Origin of the sequence: Hyphomonas sp. (assembly GCF_041689225.1) — a bacterium.
Classification (GTDB): Bacteria; Pseudomonadota; Alphaproteobacteria; order Caulobacterales; family Hyphomonadaceae; genus Hyphomonas.
Window position 1 is genome coordinate 34,918 of the sequence record NZ_JBDNGN010000103.1, and the last position, 19,225, is coordinate 54,142.

The 19,225-nt window shown below is 62.6% G+C and carries 22 protein-coding genes and 2 tRNA genes; 12 read left to right on the plus strand and 12 right to left on the minus strand.

What is annotated here, in order from left to right; genetic code table 11:
* The 7 genes from ACESNB_RS09420 (at position 1) to rpoN (ending at position 6,343) form a co-directional block, all read left to right on the plus strand.
* Complete coding sequence (locus ACESNB_RS09420; protein ID WP_373006600.1) at positions 1-786, plus strand: enoyl-CoA hydratase-related protein; 786 nt, start codon at positions 1-3, stop codon at positions 784-786.
* A complete protein-coding gene (locus tag ACESNB_RS09425; RefSeq protein WP_373006602.1) occupies positions 783-2,048 on the plus strand; it encodes an acetyl-CoA hydrolase/transferase family protein in 1,266 nt (421 codons plus the stop codon). The genes ACESNB_RS09420 and ACESNB_RS09425 overlap by 4 nt, the downstream gene beginning before the upstream one ends.
* A 56-nt stretch (positions 2,049-2,104) precedes the next feature.
* Positions 2,105-2,719 (plus strand): ribonuclease H-like domain-containing protein, encoded by a 615-nt coding sequence (locus ACESNB_RS09430; protein ID WP_340692943.1) that lies wholly within the window; start codon positions 2,105-2,107, stop codon positions 2,717-2,719.
* Positions 2,720-2,809: 90 nt separating this feature from the next.
* Positions 2,810-3,484, plus strand: a complete 675-nt coding sequence (locus ACESNB_RS09435) for a hypothetical protein (protein WP_373006604.1) — start codon at positions 2,810-2,812, stop codon at positions 3,482-3,484.
* Entirely contained in the window at positions 3,471-3,989 is a 519-nt protein-coding gene (locus tag ACESNB_RS09440; protein ID WP_373006606.1) for an LptA/OstA family protein, read from the plus strand. The genes ACESNB_RS09435 and ACESNB_RS09440 overlap by 14 nt, the downstream gene beginning before the upstream one ends.
* Before the next feature lie 97 nt (positions 3,990-4,086).
* Positions 4,087-4,821 carry an LPS export ABC transporter ATP-binding protein gene (lptB, locus tag ACESNB_RS09445; RefSeq protein WP_373006608.1) on the plus strand — a complete coding sequence of 245 codons (735 nt, stop codon included), beginning with the start codon at positions 4,087-4,089 and terminating at the stop codon, positions 4,819-4,821.
* Positions 4,822-4,843: 22 nt separating this feature from the next.
* Complete coding sequence (gene rpoN, locus ACESNB_RS09450; protein ID WP_373006610.1) at positions 4,844-6,343, plus strand: RNA polymerase factor sigma-54; 1,500 nt, start codon at positions 4,844-4,846, stop codon at positions 6,341-6,343.
* A 5-nt stretch (positions 6,344-6,348) separates the two neighbouring features.
* On the opposite strand, the gene ACESNB_RS09455 is transcribed toward rpoN, so the two are convergent.
* The 3 genes from ACESNB_RS09455 to ACESNB_RS09465 all read right to left on the minus strand — a co-directional run bounded on the left by ACESNB_RS09455 (position 6,349) and on the right by ACESNB_RS09465 (position 8,995).
* Positions 6,349-7,143: a S1/P1 nuclease gene (locus tag ACESNB_RS09455; RefSeq protein ID WP_373006612.1), complete on the minus strand. Its 795-nt coding sequence runs from the start codon at positions 7,141-7,143 to the stop codon at positions 6,349-6,351.
* A 77-nt stretch (positions 7,144-7,220) separates the two neighbouring features.
* Positions 7,221-8,072, minus strand: a complete 852-nt coding sequence (locus ACESNB_RS09460) for a ribokinase (protein WP_373006614.1) — start codon at positions 8,070-8,072, stop codon at positions 7,221-7,223.
* Positions 8,069-8,995: a nucleoside hydrolase gene (locus tag ACESNB_RS09465; protein WP_373006616.1), complete on the minus strand. Its 927-nt coding sequence runs from the start codon at positions 8,993-8,995 to the stop codon at positions 8,069-8,071. Before ACESNB_RS09465 ends, ACESNB_RS09460 begins: the two co-directional genes overlap by 4 nt.
* Before the next feature lie 116 nt (positions 8,996-9,111).
* Between ACESNB_RS09465 and cdd the strand changes: the two genes are divergently transcribed.
* Entirely contained in the window at positions 9,112-9,516 is a 405-nt protein-coding gene (cdd, locus tag ACESNB_RS09470; protein ID WP_373006618.1) for a cytidine deaminase, read from the plus strand.
* On the opposite strand, the gene ACESNB_RS09475 is transcribed toward cdd, so the two are convergent.
* From ACESNB_RS09475 to ACESNB_RS09485, 3 genes are all read right to left on the minus strand, one after another.
* A complete protein-coding gene (locus tag ACESNB_RS09475) occupies positions 9,513-10,034 on the minus strand; it encodes a thioesterase family protein (protein WP_373006620.1) in 522 nt (173 codons plus the stop codon). The two genes, cdd and ACESNB_RS09475, sit on opposite strands and share 4 nt — an antisense overlap.
* A 143-nt stretch (positions 10,035-10,177) precedes the next feature.
* Positions 10,178-10,828: a hypothetical protein gene (locus ACESNB_RS09480; RefSeq protein ID WP_373006622.1), complete on the minus strand. Its 651-nt coding sequence runs from the start codon at positions 10,826-10,828 to the stop codon at positions 10,178-10,180.
* A 70-nt stretch (positions 10,829-10,898) separates the two neighbouring features.
* Positions 10,899-10,975: transfer RNA gene (locus ACESNB_RS09485), tRNA-Arg, on the minus strand.
* Positions 10,976-11,097: 122 nt separating this feature from the next.
* On the opposite strand from ACESNB_RS09485, the gene ACESNB_RS09490 reads away from it, so the two are divergent.
* The gene (locus ACESNB_RS09490; protein ID WP_373006624.1) at positions 11,098-12,087 is read left to right on the plus strand and encodes a TraB/GumN family protein; all 990 of its coding nucleotides are present in this window, start codon (positions 11,098-11,100) and stop codon (positions 12,085-12,087) included.
* Here ACESNB_RS09490 and ACESNB_RS09495 read toward each other — a convergent pair.
* Positions 12,041-13,012, minus strand: coding sequence for an acyltransferase family protein (locus ACESNB_RS09495; protein WP_373006626.1), 972 nt, complete (start codon positions 13,010-13,012; stop codon positions 12,041-12,043). The genes ACESNB_RS09490 and ACESNB_RS09495 overlap by 47 nt on opposite strands.
* Before the next feature lie 331 nt (positions 13,013-13,343).
* Here ACESNB_RS09495 and ACESNB_RS09500 point away from each other — a divergent pair, with 331 nt between their 5' ends.
* Positions 13,344-14,153 carry a LytTR family DNA-binding domain-containing protein gene (locus ACESNB_RS09500; RefSeq protein WP_373006628.1) on the plus strand — a complete coding sequence of 270 codons (810 nt, stop codon included), beginning with the start codon at positions 13,344-13,346 and terminating at the stop codon, positions 14,151-14,153.
* A gap of 1 nt (position 14,154) precedes the next feature.
* Here ACESNB_RS09500 and ACESNB_RS09505 read toward each other — a convergent pair whose 3' ends face one another.
* The 3 genes from ACESNB_RS09505 to ACESNB_RS09515 all read right to left on the minus strand — a co-directional run bounded on the left by ACESNB_RS09505 (position 14,155) and on the right by ACESNB_RS09515 (position 16,627).
* Positions 14,155-15,018 carry an inositol monophosphatase family protein gene (locus ACESNB_RS09505; RefSeq protein WP_373006630.1) on the minus strand — a complete coding sequence of 288 codons (864 nt, stop codon included), beginning with the start codon at positions 15,016-15,018 and terminating at the stop codon, positions 14,155-14,157.
* Between the two features lie 44 nt (positions 15,019-15,062).
* The gene (locus ACESNB_RS09510) at positions 15,063-15,458 is read right to left on the minus strand and encodes a helix-turn-helix domain-containing protein (protein WP_373006632.1); all 396 of its coding nucleotides are present in this window, start codon (positions 15,456-15,458) and stop codon (positions 15,063-15,065) included.
* 266 nt (positions 15,459-15,724) lie between these two features.
* Complete coding sequence (locus ACESNB_RS09515) at positions 15,725-16,627, minus strand: N-formylglutamate amidohydrolase (RefSeq protein ID WP_373006634.1); 903 nt, start codon at positions 16,625-16,627, stop codon at positions 15,725-15,727.
* 150 nt (positions 16,628-16,777) lie between these two features.
* On the opposite strand from ACESNB_RS09515, the gene cpdR reads away from it, so the two are divergent.
* Positions 16,778-17,137 (plus strand): cell cycle two-component system response regulator CpdR, encoded by a 360-nt coding sequence (gene cpdR / locus ACESNB_RS09520; RefSeq protein ID WP_035617936.1) that lies wholly within the window; start codon positions 16,778-16,780, stop codon positions 17,135-17,137.
* Between the two features lie 54 nt (positions 17,138-17,191).
* Positions 17,192-17,266: transfer RNA gene (locus tag ACESNB_RS09525), tRNA-Val, on the plus strand.
* Between the two features lie 108 nt (positions 17,267-17,374).
* Here ACESNB_RS09525 and ACESNB_RS09530 read toward each other — a convergent pair.
* The gene (locus ACESNB_RS09530; RefSeq protein WP_373006637.1) at positions 17,375-18,265 is read right to left on the minus strand and encodes a dienelactone hydrolase family protein; all 891 of its coding nucleotides are present in this window, start codon (positions 18,263-18,265) and stop codon (positions 17,375-17,377) included.
* An 80-nt stretch (positions 18,266-18,345) separates the two neighbouring features.
* A complete protein-coding gene (locus ACESNB_RS09535) occupies positions 18,346-19,212 on the minus strand; it encodes an enoyl-CoA hydratase-related protein (protein ID WP_373006639.1) in 867 nt (288 codons plus the stop codon).
* Between the last annotated feature and the right edge of the window lie 13 nt (positions 19,213-19,225).

Here is a 19,225-nt window from a genome sequence, read left to right on the forward strand (position 1 = left end):
TTGAGCCAGTCGTCCATACGTCTTGAGATCAATGCGCCGTTCAGCGAGATCATTCTCAACAAGCCGGGCAAGCGCAATGCGCTGTCGGTCGATATGTGGGCGGCCATACCGGAGCTGATCCAGCAGGTTGTTGCGGCAGATGCCGTGAAAGTGGTGATCCTGCATGGCGGCGATGCCGGAGCTTTCGCGGCGGGCGCCGACATTTCGGAATTCTCGACCATCTATTCGACACCGGAAACAGCGGCGCAATCCGGCGAAATCATTGCAGCGGCGCTGAATGCGATCGAGCATTGCCCAAAGCCGGTGATCGCGGCGATTGATGGTGCCTGCGTCGGCGGAGGCATGAGCCTCGCCATGGCCGCCGACCTGCGCGTGGCAGGCGAGGGCGCGCGCTTCGGCATCACGCCGGCCAGGCTAGGCATAGTTTATCCGGCGGGCGATACGCGGCGGTTGGTGACGGCCATCGGCGCGTCTCGGGCGAAAGACATCCTGTTCACCGCGCGCATCTTTGACGTGGCGGAAGCAAACGCCCTCGGCTTGCTCAACCGCGTTGTTGCGGCAGGCGCGGCGCTCGCCGGCGCGCGTGAGCTTGGCGAAGCGGTGGCGGCGAATTCGCAATGGTCGGTGCGGGCGATCAAGCAGATGGTGGCCGGGGTGGAAGCCGGGTGGGAGGAGACTTCACCCGAAGCGGCAGCCCTGTTCATCGCGGGCTTCTCCAGCGAGGATTTCGTCGAGGGCTATTCGTCCTTCCTGGAAAAACGCCCCGCAAAATTCACGTTCAAATGATCGCGAAGGCTTTCGCGCAATTGCGGGCGCTGAAGCCCGGTCCGGCCCGGATCTATATCGCGGGCTGCAGCGGCGAGCCTGTAGCGCTGGCCGACGCGTTGCGCGCTGAACCGGAACTTGCCCGCGACCTGACCTTTGTCGGCGTACCGGTGCCGGGGCTGAACCGGACCGACTGGACCAGCCTGCATGAAACCGCCCGCGCCGAGATGCCGTTCCTGTATGGCGACATGCGCGCGGCGTTCGATGCCGGGAAGATACGTCTGCGCCCGATGCACTATAGCGACAGCTATCGCGACATGGTCAGCAGGCAGATCGACCTGGCGGTGGTCATGGTTTCGCCCGCGGAAGCGGATGGCCGGGTGAGCCTTGGCGTATCGGCGGATTTCTCCGGTGCGGTGCTGGCCCGGACGGACATTCCCGCCATGGCCATCGTCAACCGCAACATGCCGGCCCCGGCGGATACGCCGCGTGTGCCGCTATCGCGGTTTGCGGTCGTTGCCGAAGATGACACGCCGCTGGTGGAACTGACGGAATCGGCGCTGCCACCGACCTTCGCGCAGATCGGCGAGACGATTGCCGGGCTGGTGGGCACGGACGCGGCCTGCCTGCAATTCGGCATCGGCAATGTGCAACAAGCGGCGCTGAAGGCGCTGTCCGAGGCGGGCGGTCCGGCAAACCTGCGGATCCATTCGGGGCTGGTGACAGATCCGGTACTGGGCCTGATTGATGCCGGACGTGTGGTGGATGAGGCCGGTGCGATCCTGACCGGCGTGGCGATGGGCACGCAGGCGCTGTACGAACGGGTGGCGCGCGACCATCGCTTTCGCTTTCGCGCTGTCGACGTGACCCATGGCATCGATGTGCTGGCCGGGATCAAGCGCTTTGTGGCAATCAATTCGGTGCTGGAAGTGGACCTGTTCGGGCAGGCCAATGCGGAATTCATGAAGGGGCGGCAGGTGTCCGGCACTGGCGGCCTTGCGAATTTCCTGCGCGGGGCAGCTGCCTCGAAGGGCGGGATGCCGATTATTGCGCTGCCGTCGACAGCGGCGAAGGGAACGGTCAGCCGCATCGTGCCACGTCTTGGCCCGGAGGCGGTGAGCCTGCCGCGTTCGGATATTTCCTGGGTGGTGACGGAGCATGGCGCGATCGACCTGCGCGGCGCCCATATCGACAGGCGTGCCGAATACCTGATCTCGATTGCCGACCCGGCGCACCGGAATGCCCTGATGGCTGCGTGGGCAGAGATGCGCCGCGCGGTCTAGAGGGCGCGCCTGAACGGATCATTTGCCGTTTACGCCTCTCATGCTAAGTCCGGCGCATGAACGGAATCACATTGCATAAGGGCGACCTGCCCAAGAACATCGATTTCGGCCCGATCGTGGCCATCGATACCGAGGCCATGGGCCTGAACCCGCTACGCGACCACCTGACTCTGGTGCAATTGTCGTCCGGTGACGGCACGGCGCATCTCGTCCAGCTTGGCCGCGATTTCAATTGTCCGAACCTGAAGGCGCTGCTGACCGATCCCAAGGTCATCAAGCTGTTCCATTTTGCCCGGTTCGATGTGGCCATGATCAAGCGCTGGCTGGGCGTGGATTGCGCGCCGATCTGGTGCACCAAGATCGCGTCCAAACTGGCGCGAACCTATACCGACAGGCATGGCCTGAAGGATGTTGCCCGGGAAATCGCAGGGGTCGACCTCTCCAAGGCGCAGCAGAGTTCCGATTGGGGCGCGAAGGACTTGAGCGATGCGCAATTGCAATACGCCGCGTCCGACGTGTTCCACCTGCATGTCATCAAGGCCGGCCTCGAAGCCATGCTGATCCGTGAGGGACGGCTCGAAATGGCGCAGGCCTGCTTCAACTTCCTGCCGACCCGTGCCGCACTCGACCTCGCGGGCTGGGGCGAACAGGATATTTTCGCACATTCCTGACGCAACCGTCATGTTCTGGACGCTTTTGTTTCCCCTTTATCAACGGTAAACACGGCCCAGAATACGTTGTAACCGGCCTCAGGCGCTTTCATGGACGCAGTCAAGCATCACGACCCGGCGTCGCTCTGGGCGCCACGGCGGCAACTGACGCTAGAAGAGGCGCGCCGGCGGTCGAGCCTGGTGCGGGGACTTCGCGTCCTGTTCATGGCCTGCGCTGCCGTCTCGATCGGCCTGTTCTTCGGATACATCATCAAGAGCGCGTTCTCCCGGGACGCCGTACCGATGCAGATTTCAGGCGATGAAGTCGTCACCATGCTCAACCCGCGCTTTGCCGGACGCGATTCCACCGGCCAGAGCTTCACGATCACGGCGGATGCGGCCCGCCGCAAGGAACTGACCGCCAATGCCGTCGACCTGGTCGGGCCGATTCTGCGGGATGCTGCGGGAACCGAAGTGCGCGCACCGTCAGGCATGTATGACCGTGATGCGGGTATCCTGGAGCTGTATGACGATGTCGAAATCACGGATGCGTCGGGCTATTCGTTCAAGACGACAGCGGCGCGCGTGCATGTCGGGCAGGACTGGGTCGAGGGGCTTTCGCCGCTCGAAGGCAAGGGACCGCTTGGCGATATTCGCTCGGACTCCTATGAGATTCTTGAAGGTGGCAACCGCGTCGTCTTTCAGGGTAATGTAAAAACAGTGATTTATCCGGCCGAGCCTGATGTGCCGGCAACCGATGAAGGTGATGCAGATGGCAATCCTTAAGTTTCTTGGCGCGGCCCTGGCGGTCTCGGCCATCGCGGCTCCGGCGATGGCGCAGATCTCGTCCGAAGGCGGGCCAATCTACATCGATTCCGAGCGGACCGAGAGTCTCGAGCGCGAGCGCAAGGTGTTGCTGATCGGCAATGTCGACATCCAGCAGGGCACGGCCCGGTTGCGCGCGGACACGGTGACGATTATTTTCAGTGGCAAGACGGGAGAGGGGACGGCTGGGGTCGGCTCTGGTTTTGGCCAGATTCAGACAATGATTGCCGAAGGCAATGTCTTCTACGTCACGCCGGAAATGAAGGCCAAGGGCGACCGGGGCGTTTATGACGCCGCCGTCGATACGATCACAATGACGGGCAATGTGGCGCTGATGCGCGAGCGTGACGTGGCTGAAGGCCAGATATTGAAACTGGAAGTCGGCAAGCGCCGGACGACGCTGGATGGCGGTACCGGACGGACACGCATGGTGATCGAGTCCGACAAGGACACGGCCGGAAACTGAAAAATTCAAGCAATGGCGTGAAGCCGATCTTAAGTATGTCAGGCTATGCCAAGAACGGGGCGACGAAACTGCCCGTGATCAGGGACGAATTCACGAGATGACCGAAGTGGCCGAAGGCCTTGTCGTTAAGAATATTGCCAAATCTTTTGGCAAACGACAGGTGGTGCGCGACGTTTCTCTGTCTCTGCAACGCGGAGAAGTTGTTGGCCTGCTTGGACCCAACGGGGCCGGCAAGACGACCTGCTTTTACATGATCATGGGCCTGATCGGCGTCGATTCCGGATCGATTTCGATCGATGGGGAAGATGTGACCCGCCTGCCCATGTACCAGCGCGCACGCCTAGGCGTGGGCTACCTTCCCCAGGAAGCCTCTATTTTCCGAGGGATGACAGTGGAAGAAAATGTCATGGCGGTGGCAGAACTGGTCGAAAAAGACCGGTCTGCCCGCATGGCACAGGTCGACAGCCTGTTGAGCGAACTGCATGTGGAACATCTTCGCGGCCAGGCGGCCACGTCCCTTTCGGGAGGTGAACGTCGCCGGGTGGAGATTGCACGCGCACTCGCATCACGTCCGAGCTTCATGCTACTGGACGAACCGTTCACCGGTATCGACCCGCTCGCCATTTCCGACATTTCCGAACTTGTCCGCTACCTGAAGCAACGTGGCCTGGGCGTCCTGATTACGGACCACCAGGTGCGAGAGACGCTACAGATCGTGGACCGGGCCTATGTCATGTATGATGGCGACGTCCTCTTTGACGGCACACCGGAAGATGTGCTGAAGAACGAAGATGTGCGCAGGGTCTATCTGGGTGAACAGTTCGCCGCTTGATCTGAAGGGCGCGGGCTTAGGAATGAAACAGTCACTCGACATGCGCCAGGGCCAGTCCCTGGTAATGACGCCGCAGTTGCAGCAGGCGATCAAGCTGTTGCAGCTCTCGAACCAGGAACTCGCAGAGTTCGTGGAGGCCGAGATCGAGCGCAATCCGCTGCTCAACAAGGCTGACGACAATGCCGGCGACGCCAACGAACAGGGCGAAGCGCCGACGCGACGCGAGCAGCTTTCGCTCGATGACAATTCCGGCATGGGCACCGCACGCGACCAGCTTGATGCTCCGGGCGAAGACGTGTTTGAACCCGGCACGGGGTCGGACGCGGCGCTGCCAGCTGGCGGCTCGGGCCCGTCGGCGCAGACCGACTGGTCGAGCGCCACTTCGGGCGGCAGCTTCAACAGTGAAGAATACGATTTTGCCGCGAACCTTTCGACGGATGCCACCCTGCAGGAACACCTGCACAATCAGTTGAATATTGCCGGCCTGTCAGCGGCCGACCGCCTGATCGGCGCCCGGTTGATCGACGAGACCGACGAGGCCGGCTACCTGCGTGCACCGCTCGAGGACGTCGCCAAGGCGCTGGGCGCGGACGTCGCCAATGTCGCCGCCGTGCTGGAAGTCTGCCAGGGCTTCGAGCCGACCGGCGTGATGGCCCGCTCGATTCCCGAATGCCTGACGCTGCAGCTGAAGGAGCGCGGGCGCTTCGACCCTGCCATAGAAGCCATGCTGGCCAATCTCGACATGGTCGCCAAGCATGACCTGAAGGCGCTCGCCGATGTGTGCGGTGTCGACAAGGCCGACCTGCAGGAGATGCTCGGCGAACTGCGCCAGTTGTCGCCCAAGCCGGGCAGTGGGTTTTCGAGCGATACGACGATCGCGGTGACGCCGGATGTCTTCGTGCGTGAGCTGCCGAACGGCATGTTTGCGGTCGAGCTGAATTCCGAGACGCTGCCGCGCGTCCTGATGGACAAGGCCTATTATGCCGAAGTCACGGCGCTGCCGATGCGCGACAAGGAGAAGGAATTCATCTCCGAGTGTGCTTCGAACGCAACATGGCTGATCAAGTCGCTGGACCAGCGCGCCCGCACGATCCTGAAAGTTGGCAGCGAAATCGTGCGCCAGCAGGACGCGTTCTTCGCGCATGGTGTCGCGCATCTGCGGCCCCTTAACCTGAAACAGGTGGCCGATGCCATCGAGATGCATGAATCCACGGTCAGCCGCGTGACCTCGAACAAGTACATGTCGACGCCGCGCGGCCTGTTCGAACTGAAATACTTCTTCTCAGCGTCGATCCCGGCAACCGGCGGCGGCGAGGCCCATTCAGCCGAAGCCGTGCGTCACCGGATCAAGGTGCTGATCGACGGCGAGACCGAGGACGATGTGCTCTCCGACGACCAAATCGTCGAGATTCTGACCGGCTATGGCATCGAGATCGCCCGTCGCACGGTGGCGAAATATCGCGAGAGCCTGAATATCCCGTCCAGCGTCCAGCGCCGCCGGATCAACCGCGCCAGCGCCTGACCGGCTCATTCGGCGGCGGGTGCTGCCGTTTCGAACATTTCGTTGAGATAGGCCGCAAGGCGCACGCCACCCTGTGACAGGCGCTGCCGCAGGATGGGCCGCGTCTGGTAGGCATAATCCCAAGACAGGATCTGCGTGTCCGGATAGATCGTGTCGCGGATGGCGGCGCTCTCATCGGCCCAGTCTGCGGGTCGGGCCTTGGCCCATTCGGCGAGCTGGTCGGGCGTGATCTTCTGCACCAACCATTCGGTCCATTCCGTATAGGACAATTCCTGGTAGTTGATCAGCAACTCGTCCCAGACCTCGTGCAGGTTCGTCATGTCTTCGAAGAAGGTGCAGATGAACTGGTTACCGCCCCGGTCGGTGCCATTGCCGGCATGCAGCGGCTGGTGCAGGTCGCCGACGAGATGGACGATGAAGCGCAGGGCGATCTGGCGATCCTCCAGAGGCGCTGATGGATCGATCGCGATGGCGCGGAATTTTGCCAGCGCCGTGATCGCATCGCCTTCCGGTGGCGGGGTCACCTGCGAATAGGGCGTGTCCTTCGGAATCGTCACATAATGCCAAGGATTGGCTTGCGAGCGCCAGAAGTTATCCGGGTTGGAGCGCATGTGGTCGGGCCAATCGGATGCTTCGGCGATGCCTTCCGGTCCGAGTATATCCTTCACGGCGCTGTCTGCTGTCTGGCTGAGATAGGTCTGCGCCACGGCGCCGACCACGCGGTGGCCGGTCTTGCCCCAAGCATGGGCGGGAGAAGCGACGGCAATTGCAAGGATCAGGGACGCAATCAGGCGGTTCATAGGGCAATCTCCAGGATGGGAAGGACTGGCCTATATCAAAGCCATCGGCATCATGCGGTCAATGCTGCGGGCTGGGTTTATGGCCAGGTTGCGCGCATCAGCCTGTCGACGTCTGCGCGCTGCGTCAGGCTGGGCTGGGCGCCGGGCCGGGTGCAGGCGAGCGCGCCTGCGGTGACCGCGAAGCGGAGCGCATCCCGTTCGGACATGCCCTCGATCAGGGCGACGGTCAGCGCGGCGGTAAATGTGTCGCCAGCGCCGACGGTGTCCACGACCTGGACCTTTGGCGGGGCTTCGCGCGCAATTTCCTCGCCATTGCGATAGAGCGCAGCGCCGGTTTCGCCGAGCGAGATGGCAACCAGTGCGCCCGTTGCGTGCAGCTTGTCGCCATAGAAGGCCGCCTCGGTCTCGTTGACGCTGAGCAGGGTGGCGCGCGCCAGGAGGGCGCCCGGCACGGCCATGGCCGGGGCAAGGTTCAGGCTGACAAAGCCGGTGGCGGCGTCTGCGGCGGCGAGCAGCGTGTCGGCGCTGACTTCCAGCACGCCCATCATGTGGGTGATCGTATGGCCTGCAACGTCTGCCGGACGAAGGGCCGCATTGGCGCCCGGGCACACCACGATCTGGTTCTCGCCATCGGCGGAGACGGCAATCAGGGCAACACCGGTCGTCTCGCCATTGATATGCTGCACGCCAGACAGGTCGACGCCGCCAGCCTGCAGCAGTTTCAGCGCCTCTTCGGCCATGTCGTCCGCTCCGACGGCGCCGATCAGGCGGACGTCGGCTCCGAGGCGGCGCGCCGCCAGCGCCTGGTTGGCGCCCTTGCCGCCCGGGTGGCGGGCGAGGCGCGCATTGGTAACGGTTTCGCCGGGTCGGGGTAGGGCGGGGCCGGTGGCGACAATGTCGAGATTGATGGAGCCGGTGACGGTAATCATATGCTGCCCACCAAGTCTTCGATCAGCGCGAAGAAGCCATCCGGATCGGCCTTTTTGACCCATGTGTGCGGGCCGTCTTCGAGGGCGGATAGACGGGTCTGGCCAAAGTGCGTACCGGCCTCGGTGTCGACGCTGACGGTCGCCTTGCGGGCTTCGAACAGGTGCGGCGCCAGCAGGTAAGCGATGGTGGCGGGATCATGCATCGGTGTCATGCGCCCTTCCTTCCAGCGCGCTTCCAGCACATTGGCCGCCTCCAGCAGTTGCACCATGATTGCGGCACGCGGGCCGGGCAGGGCACGCAGGGAGGCCAGGCGTTCGGGCTCGGCGCGTACCTGGTGGGTCACGTCGAGATTGAGAATGGTGGCCGGAATGCCGCTATCGAACACGACAGCGCCGGCATGCGGATCGGCGAAGATGTTGAACTCGGCAAACGGGGTAATGTTGCCGCCCTCTCGGTCAGCGCCGCCCATGATCACCAGCCGGTCAATGCCGCGGGCAATGTCAGGCGCCATGACAATGGCCGCCGCGATATTGGTCAGCGGCCCGGTGACGACGACCGTGTATTCAGCGGGACTGGCCGATACCAGCGTGTCGATCAGGTGTGTGACGGCATGACCGGCCGCGAGCGGCACGTCCGGCTCGAACGGGTCGAGCCCGGCAATGCCGCTGTCACCGTGGAAATGCTCGGCCGTCACCGGTTCGCGCAGGACTGGACGCGGACACCCGGCAAAGACAGGCACGTCCGCCCGGTCCATGATCTGGCACATCATGCGCGCGTTGCGGCTGGTCAGGTGCAGGGGCACATTGCCGGCCACGGTGGTGATGGCGCGTACGTCCAGCGCCGGGCTTGCCAGTGCCATCATCAGCATGACGGCGTCATCAACGCCCGGATCGCAGTCTATGATGATCGGCGTTGTCGTCATGCGGCGCTGGCATCCCTTGTCGGTGTATTGCGGTGCATGCTAACCATCAGGCCCGCCCGGGCAAGTGAGATCAGGCGGCGAGCTGCGTTCAACGCTCGGAGAGCGTGGGGATTTTTATGACTGACGTGCCAGAAATCAATGTCCCGGCCCTTGTCGCGGTGGCCCGAAAGGCCCGTCTGAACGCACACGCGCCGTATTCGAAATTTCAGGTCGGGGCCGCCGTTCTGGATGAACGCGGCACCGTCTCGGTTGGGTGCAACATGGAGAATGCGGCCTATCCGCTTGGCACCTGCGCCGAGGCCGTGGCGCTAGGCGCCATGGTGGCGTCCGGTGGCAAGAAAGCCCGTACGATCGTGATTGTGGCCGGCGGTGAGCGCCTGATCACGCCGTGCGGGGGGTGCCGACAGCGCATCGCCGAGCTCGCGGGCCCGGACACAATTGTCTATTGCGCTTCCGATACGGGCGACACGATTGAAAACATGCGTGTGGAAGAGCTGTTACCCAACAGTTTCCGCCTCTAGGGGCGCGTTTTCAAATCGTCCAGCAGGGCGCGGAAAGCCGGGGAAATTTCCGGGCTGTCCATGTGCAGGCCATAACCTTCGAACACCATGTCGATGGTCACGCGTTCTTTCTTGCGGCCGACAAGGCGGGCCACCATCCGGCTCTCGGCCACGGTGCGGCCTTTCGACAGGAATGTGTGTTCGAACAGGATATAGCTGCCCTCCCAGCCGACGGGCCGTGTGTGCAGTTCGAACTTCTGGGGGAAGCGCATCATGCGGTGGAAGCTGATCGCCTCGCTCTGGATGATCGGCGTCCAGCCATGCTTGCGGAAGACTTTCAGGAAACCGGTACGGGCAATGTAGTTCAGCATGCCAAGGTCTGTGAACGAGGCGTAGCGGGAATTGGTCATGTGCCCCATCGGGTCATGATCGCCGATCCAGACAGCCGATTTGATGACATGAACGTCAAGCGGCGCCGTGCGCTCACCCGAAAAGTAAGCCGGAAGGAAAATCCTGAGGAACCGGAAAAAGAGGTTCATGATTAATTGTTCGTCCTGCTGCTCCTGTCGGCCAATTGCAAAGTCCGGGCCGTATTCCAGCGTGCCAGCCACAGACTAATAAAACATGTTGAGCCGCTTGCGCGCCTATGAGGGGGCAGGCGGTCGGCAGGTGCGACGCGGGTCTATTTGACGGTGATCGTTCCGGCCTCGTAGGCGGCGCTGCAATCGCTCGCATCCTTGCGGATGTGGCTGTCGGTCAACAGGATCGAGCGGCCTTCGCCGGTGAAGCGGACATCGTCGCACGTGCCATCATTGGCGTATTCGCCGCTATCGTCGCCAAAATCGTCATGCGACTTATCGGCCATCATGATGACCTTTCCGCCAAGCGCCGTGAGCGTGTCGATATTCACCTTGATGTTCGCGATCGTCATGCCGCCATCGAGAATGACATACCGGGATACGCCAACGGATTGGCCGCTTTGCCAGACACTCACGGCCGCATAGGAGAGACTAGCCGTATTCAGGGATTCGAGGTTGATCGTGTCAGTCATGTCATACGACATGAACATGTTTATACCCTGGCATGCGCCAGCATCGCTGCATGCTGTCCCAGCCATGACATATGACTGGCCGTCTTCATCCCGAGCAAAGAGGACAACGCCATCAGCGTCGCTTGTCCTGACCGTATGGTCCAGCGAGGCCACGATGGCCTGCATGTCGCCAAGCGTCACGCTGTAGACCAGCTTGCTGTCGTCGATGCTGGAAGCGCCTTGCGCGGAAACGGCTGTCGTCAGGCCGATGGCCAGAATGGAAAGGGAGATGGACTTGATCATGGCTGAGTCATCCTTTTCAGACACTAGAGCCAATGCGACGCTGCTGTGCAACTCATCGCGGGAAATACAATGGTGCACCCAACAGGATTTGAACCTGTGACCTCTGCCTTCGGAGGGCAGCGCTCTATCCAGCTGAGCTATGGGTGCGCAAGAGGAGCCGTCTTTAAGCCAAGCCGGGCAGGGGCGCAACGGGTCAAAGCCGTCCTGTGTTGCTTGCGCCTGCGGGAATTTGCGCTAGCTAGGTCCCTCACGACAAAAGGATGTTCCCGATGCGCACACGCGGCCTGGCTGTTTCCCTGATTTTCGCGTTTGCACTGGCCGGCCCCGTGGCCTGCAGGGAACAGGCACCCGATCCGGCCGCGATTGCGGCGCAGGCAAAGGCGGCCAAGGCTGAACAGGACGCCGCAGCCGAGGCGGCACTGGCGGCGGCCAAGGCATCACGCGGCTTGGGCGAGCCAGCCGTCTGGGTGCTCAGCGATTCAGATACCACGCTTTACATCATGGGCACGGTCCACTTATTGCGCCCGGAACTCGATTGGCGCAGCGACGAGATCGATGCGGCCATGAATGCGGCTGATACACTCGTGTTCGAAGCAGACGTCTCCAGTTCCGAGGCAGGCGCCGAGATGATGAAATTCGTCCGCGAGAAAGGCCTGTTCCAGAACGGCGGCCAGCTGACCAACCTGCTCAGCGATGCCGAGACGATCGAGCTTCAGGCCGCGCTCGACTATGTCGGCCTGCCGCTTGGCGCCGTGCAGAACATGCGGCCCTGGTTTGCAGCCGTGAACCTGTCCGTCATGCAGATGACGAAAGACGGGTTTGACCCGAATTCGGGTGTCGAGCAGGTGCTCATCGCCGAAGGGGCATTGGCCGGGAAATCATTTGCCTATCTGGAAACCGTGGACGACCAGCTTGGCCGGCTCGCGGGCCTGCCGAATGATGTCCAGGTCGATTTCCTGATCAGTTCGGCGGAATCCATCGACGAGGGCGCGGCGATGCTGGACGCGCTCGTCGATGAATGGGCCGATGGCGACGTCACAGGGCTCGGCCTGTTGCTCGCAAACCCCGACATGATGGGCTCCGACGAGGTCTATGATGCCCTCCTGAAAGAGCGCAACGAAACCTGGGCGCCGAAAATTGCTGCCATGCTCGAGACGCCCGGGACGCGTCTCATCGCCGTTGGCGCGGGCCACCTGGCCGGCGATGACAGTGTCATAGCGATGCTTCGGGCTGATGGCTTCGAGGTGACGGGTCCGTAGGCCGGGCCGGTACTTTCGAGCGCGATGGCAGGCCGATCCATATCCGCAGGAATGGTATCCGGCGCCCGATATCGTAGAACAGCCAGCAGCCTGAGACCGTGATGGCGATGAGCAGCGTGGCCTCGAGGGCGACCGGCTGGCCCGCCTGACCGAGATAGTGCGCGGCGACCACGATAATTGTCTGATGTATCAGGTAAACCGGGAAGATCGCCTCGGTCAGCACCCGCCGAACGGGCCCGTCGCTCAGGCGCAGATTGCGGTGGGCGAACCCGATCAGGGCGACGATGGCTGCCCACGCCTGCAACTCGCGCACGCCGCGGAACGTGTTGCGCATCGATTCCGGCGGCGTGCCGCCGTCTGACCAGGCATTGTAATAGGTCATCAGGGCGCCCCAGGCGACGAACATCGCGCCGAGCGCCACCCAGCGCCAGCGTACACAGGCGTCGAAGAAGGGCCGATGCTTGGCGATAGCGAAACCGAACAGGAAGGTCCCGAAATAGAGCGTGTGGAGATCGCCGTCGTAGCGGAAATCGTGGTTTTCCCCAAAAACCGGGAAGAGGGTTACCCGCGTGATGAACAGGAAAAACCAGGGCGTGAGGAACAGGCCGGGACCCTTGATCAACACGGACAGGGCTTTCGGCGCGCGGCGCAATAGCGGCAGCAGCGGCAACAGCGCGATCGAATAGATAATCAGGAAGGCGACGAACCACATGTGATTGTGCGTGGGTGTTGAGAGGTATCCGTCGGTATCGCACCAGTTGCTGGAGGCTGTGACGTATTTCATGTAGAAATTGTCGAGCCAGGGGCTCGGGGAAACGCCGTAAGACTGAATGACTTCGAGGATCTCGTAATAGCTCTGTGGCGGCACGATCACGAACATGGCGAGCAGGAGGGGCGGCCCATACGCGCCTTGCTGAGCTGCCATGTGCTCATCTTGTCGGCCATGAACCGGGTTGCAGCCCCCGATATCAGGAACAGGAGCGTCAACCGCCACGGGTTCGACAGAAACATGAGTGGCTCGATCAACGCGCTGGCATGGCTCGATTTCACGTGCCAGTCCCATGTCACGTAATACATGCCGACATGGCAGAGGATGAGCAGGGCAAAGGCGCCGATGCGGAGCCAGTCGAGATCCTAGCGGCGTTGGGTCATGGTGGGCCGTCTCCTTGTTTTCAGCCCTTCTGTTCGCGAACCCTCGCAGCGCGCTATCGTTGCGACACGAGCGGCGACAGGCCGGGACGAGTGGAGACGGTGTGGTGACGAGCGGTGGCGCGCGGTTTTTGACTGGTCCCTGGGTAACCATCGCCATCCTCGGCCTGATCAACGGACTGGTGAACATCACGTCGATCATATTGGAGGCAAAGCGTGACGGGGATCCGGTATCCTTCGTCGAGCCACTGATCCTGGAAGGGTCGAGCTATCTGCTCTGGCTGGCCTTGGCGCCGTTCATCGGACTGGCGGTCCAGCGGCTGCTGCCGAATTCCGGCAATTTGCCCCGGTCCATTCTCGGCCACCTGGCCCCGACCGTGCCGGTGTCGCTGGTCCATGTTGCAGGCATGGTGATCATCCGGGTGATCTGTTTCACGTTGCTCGGGGGAGAATATCGCTTTTTTGGCGACGGGATATTGCTGCCTCTGGTCTATGAGTGGCGCAAGGACGTGATCAGCTACGGCGTGCTTGCGGCGACATACTGGCTGTATCCGTTGATCATGGCGCGGCGGGCTAAACCTGTGGGAGACCGGATCGAGATCCGGGAGGGCGCAACGGCAATCTTCCTGCCGCCGGGCGACATTCTCGCGGTCGAGGCGGCTGGCAATTACGTCCAGTTCCACACGAAGGACCGGGTCCATATGGTGCTTGGCACGCTGGCCACCTGGGCGATGCGGCTGAAATCCCATGGCTTTGCCCGGGTACACCGCTCACGCCTCGTCAACCGGGCGCGTATCGGCGCCTTCAAGCCAAAAGCATCAGGCGACGTCGAAATCACGCTGGATGACGGGCGGGTCGTTATTGGCAGTCGTCGTTATCGGGACGCATTGGGGTCTGTGCCTAAGCCCTCGACCTGAATCAGGCCAGCGTGGCCGAACGCTTTAATGCGAGCAGGGCCTGATCCATCACGCCCTCGCTTGAGGCGCAGACGATCTGGCCGCCGAGTTTGGGCGCGTTGCCGCGCCAGTCAGTGGCGAGACCGCCGGCACCGCGCACAACCGGAATCAGGGCGGCAACGTCCCAGGCTTTGAGGTCGGTTTCAGCGACAAGATCGATCGTGCCGGCGGCCAGGCGCGCATAGGCATAGGCATCCAGGCCATAGCGGCTGATCCGAGCCGTCGCGCGCAAGTGCGCCCAGGCGCCCTGTTCAGCTGGATTCAGGATGAAGGGATCGGTTGTGGCGATGGTTGCCCGGCGCAGGTCGTGGCAGTCGGAGACACGGATCGGCGTGCGCGTGCCGCCGCGTTGCAATTCTGCGCCGCCCGGCCAGCCGACATAGCGTTCGCCAAGCACCGGCTGGTCGATGATTCCGATCAGGGGCACGTCGTCCGGGCCAACCAGCGAAATCAGCGTCGTCCAGACCGGCAGGCCGGCGACGAAGGCGCGGGTGCCGTCGATCGGATCGATCAGCCAGCGATAACCGCTGGACGATGGGGTTTCAGGATACTCTTCGCCCGTCACGCCATGGTGCGGGCGTTCGGCGGCCAGAATGGCGCGGATCGCCCGTTCGGCGGCGCGGTCGCCCTCGGTTACGGGATCGAATTCGGCCCGTGCGGGAATGGCCGGTCTCGCGGTGGGTGCCGGACGGGCTGGGGACGGGTTCGAAGACGGGGTTGCCGCCTTGTTGTCCACGTCTTTCAGGGCACGAAAATGCGGCCGGATCGCTATCCAGGCGGCATCTGCGAGCCGCCCGGCGAGGGCGAGTTCATCTTCGAGGGACATTCGGTCTGGCATCCGGCAGGGCTAGCCCTGCCTTGGGCCGGGCGTCAAGCGGCGCCGTGGCTCGACTGGTCGCCTTCGAGGGCCTTGGCCAGTTCCAGCAGGCGTTTGCGCGGACGCTCGCCAAGCCGGTAATAGGCGCGAACAAGCTCCAGTGTCTCTTTCTGCGAGAGGATGTCGCCTTCCATGTGCCCGGCGTCATTGGCGGCGTCAGGCGCATCTGCGGCGGGGATACCGTCGAAGAAATACTGGACCGATACGGTCAGTGCCCGCGACAGCTCATACAGACGCGAGGATGTGATGCGGTTTGCGCCACATTCATATTTCTGGATTTGCTGGAACCGGACGCCGACCTGGCCAGCCAGGTCCTGCTGGGTCATGCCGAGCAGCCGGCGGCGGCGGCGAAGGCGTTTGCCCACGTGCAGATCTGTATCGTCAGCCATTTCTTACTCCAAACTACGACGGGACGGTTCCAGTCCCAAAACAGGAAATTCGAGCAAGTCCTACGCAAATGGTGTGCCGGAGGGCATTTCTGTGCCTAAAATGCGGGCAGAGTAGGTTAATTGCACAGGTGCGACATTCCTGCGCTTGCCTATTTGTGCACCGCAGCATAATCCTGTTCTTGCACTTCGGTGCAGACGCCTCTGGCGTTTCCTCCCTTTGACTTTGGCCGCACCTACGGGTGCGGCCCTTTTTTTTGGAAAAGGGGTCAGGATCCGCTGACGAGCCGCGCAATATCGAGAATTTGCGCCGTCACATCTGCAATGACAGCTCTAATTTCAGCAAATCGGTCCGAGCGAGTGATCGCATGCTCGTCCATGTAAAGTCCGCGATTGATCTCGATCTGAAGGGCGTGGACATTGCGCTTGGGCCGTCCGTAGCGGCGGGTCGTGTAGCCGCCCGCATAGGGCGCATTGCGGGCAACGCTGAGGCCCTGAGCGCGGAAGGCGCGTTCCACCCGGCCGGTCAACCGCGGATCGCAACTCGATCCGAACCGGTCGCCCAGCACGATATCGGCCAGTTGGCGTCGCCCCGGCTGGACCGACGGCATCGAATGGCAGTCAATCAACAGCACTGCGCCATGCGTGTCGCGCAGCGCGCCCAGTTCGAGGCCGAGCCGGTCATGATAGGCGTCATGCACCAGACGGAGGCGTTCTTCGCCTTCGGCGCGCGTCAGCCTTCGCGCATAAATCGCCTCGCCGCGGGCTGCGACACGGGGCAGGGCACCCAGGCCGGCCTCGACGCGGGCTGTGGGCAGGCCGCTCACGCGGGGTAGGCCATCGCTGAACATGGAGGCATCAAGTTCACGCGGGTCGCGGTTGAGGTCTGCGACCGACCGTCCATAACGGGCCGCCATCAGTGTGGCGCCCAAGGCCGGGGCGTCGGCAAACAGTTCTTCGACGAAGGCATCTTCGGTGCGGCGCAGGTCGATCAGCGGCACGCAAAGCGCCGATTGCATGTGTTCCGGGTATTCATTGCCGGAATGCGGCGAGGCAAACAGGACCGGCGCGGCGGGGCCGGCAGGCCCGTCCAGCGTGTAGGGCGTATCATACGCGACGGGCGCTGCAGGCTCCGTCGCGGCAGATTTTGTCAGGGGAAGTAGGCCGCTCATCGGGCCCATGGTTTGCCAGTTCGCCTGAAGGTCAAGCTTTTTCAGGGCTGAAGCAAAAAAGACACGGGGAATCTCTTCGCCATTCACGCATGATTTACCCGCTCCGTTGTTTATGTCTTAAATCAAACACTGGCATCCAAGGGGGCGAGCATGACCAAGATCCTTCTCGCAGAAGACGACGACTCAATGCGCACGTTCCTGGCTGCCGCGCTGCGCCGGGCTGGCCATGAGATCCAGGACTATGCGGACGGCGAAACGGCCCTTCATGCGCTTGAGCGCGAAGTGTTCGACCTTCTCCTGACCGACATTGTCATGCCAGGGCTCGACGGGATCGAACTGGCCCGTCGCGGCGCCGAACTCGACCCGGCGATGAAGATTGTTTTCATTACAGGTTTTGCCGCCGTGGCGCTCTCGTCCGGCGCGCCGACGCCTGCGGGCGCCAAAGTCCTGTCCAAGCCATTCCACCTGCGCGAGATCGTTGACGAAGTCGACAAGGTGATGGCGGCCTAAACCATCTTGACGCGGCGGGCTGGATTGGCCATTACCGCCGCTTCCCGATGGATCGGGCGGTTAGCTCAGTGGTAGAGCACTACGTTGACATCGTAGGGGTCACAAGTTCGAACCTTGTACCGCCCACCATCCATGACCGATGGCGCAAAGCGCCAGAAATCGGTCGAGGATCGATTTAAGGACATGGATGCCCGCCAGCGCAAGTGCGGGCAGTGCATCACTTAAAACACAGTCTTTTCAATCTAGCTTCGCCGCGAAGAAGTCCAGCGTCCGGCCCCAAGCCAACTGTGCGGCGGCCGCGTCGAAGCGCGGGGTCGTGTCGTTGTGGAAGCCGTGGTTCACGCCTTCATAGATGAAGGCCTCATAGTCGGCGCCATTGGCCTTGAGGGCCGCTTCATAGGCGGGCCAGCCCGCGTTCACGCGGGTATCGAGCCCGGCCAGATGGATCTGCAGCGGCACTTCCAGCGTCGCGGCGTCCTGTTCCGTCGGCCAGCCGCCATAGAACGGCACGGCACCCGACAGCCAGGGCTGGTTCACGGCCATCAGGTTGGTGATGCTGCCGCCAAAGCAGAAACCAACGCAGGCGACCTTGCCATTGCAGTCCGGATGATCGCGGAGGGTCTCGGCAGCGGCCATAAAATCCTGCAGCATGTCATCACGTTCACGCTGCGCCTGCAGGGCGCGGCCATCATCGTCGTTACCGGGATATCCGCCCAAAGGATAAAGCGTGTCAGGCGCCAGCGCGATATAGCCTGCCAGCCCCGTGCGGCGGGCAACGTCCTTGATATACGGATTGAGGCCCCGGTTCTCGTGCACGACAATCACGCCGGGGCGTTTGGCCGGCCCCTTTTTCAGCCGGACAAGATCGCCCGCCATCTCGCCTGCGCCATCGGGTGACTCGTAGAGCAGGGTTTCGATGTTGAGGCTCGGATCGTCAGGACGTGTCTGCAGATTGGTCTCGTAGTCGGGCATGACGCAGGCTGCGAGCATGGCGACACTCATGCCGCCGACGGTATATTTGCCGAGGCCCGCGAAGAAGTCACGCCGCGACATCGCACCATGGCAATAGGCATCATATAGGTCGTGTACGCCTTGCGGCAGGGGCGGGTCGTTCGGCAGTCGGATCATGGGGCTTTTCCTGTCGTCGGCGTCTCCGGCAATGATAGGCTGCATGCGTGGCCGGGAAACCCCGCGCCGGAAATTGTGTTTCAGCTATCGCCATCCCACCAGGGGAAGCCTTTCGGCATGTCACGGGATACTTTTCCCGGGAAAGCCGGTGCGCGCTTTTCGAGAAAGGCGCCGACGCCTTCCTTCACGTCATCGGACGCCCCCAATGCGAGGGCAAAAGCGCCGTCTTTTGTCAGAAGATCGAACGGAGCGCTGTCGGGGCCATACCGCCAGAGCAGTTGGCGGGTCAGGGCGACGGAAACAGGTGCGGTGTTGCGGGCAATCTCGTGGGCGAGTTTCAGGGCCGCGGGTAGTACCTCATCCGGCGCAACAACTTCGCTGACAAGGCCGCCTTCCAGCGCTTCGGCCGCGTCGAACACGCGCCCCGTCAGGCACCATTTGAGCGCCTGCGGCAGCCCCACGATCTGGGGCAGGAACCACGCGCTGCCTGCTTCAGGTGGCAGGCCGCGCTGCGTGAACACGAAGCCGAACTTAGCCGTCGAAGCCGCGATCTTGATGTCGGTCGGCAGGGCCAATGTTATCCCGACGCCGACGGCGGCGCCGTTGAAGGCGGCGATTGTCGGTTTTAGGGAATTGTAGAGCGCGCCGACGAAGCCCGCCCCATCGCGTTTGCCGCCGTTGGTGCCGCCGAAATTCTTGGCGCCGGCGCCGCCCTCAGACGTATCGAAGCTGGCGGCACCGGCCGACATGTCGGCGCCGACACAGAAGTGCCGGCCTGCGCCAGTAAGAATGACGGCCCGGACACTGTCATCACCGTCGCAGCGCCGGATTGCAGCAGCCAGTTCCTGGCCCATCTGAGCGGTATAGGCATTGTAACTGTCCGGACGGTCCAGCGTGATGATCGCCGCCGGGCCGTCCCGCTCGAACCTTATCTGCTCATAGTTCATGGTCAGTGTCGTC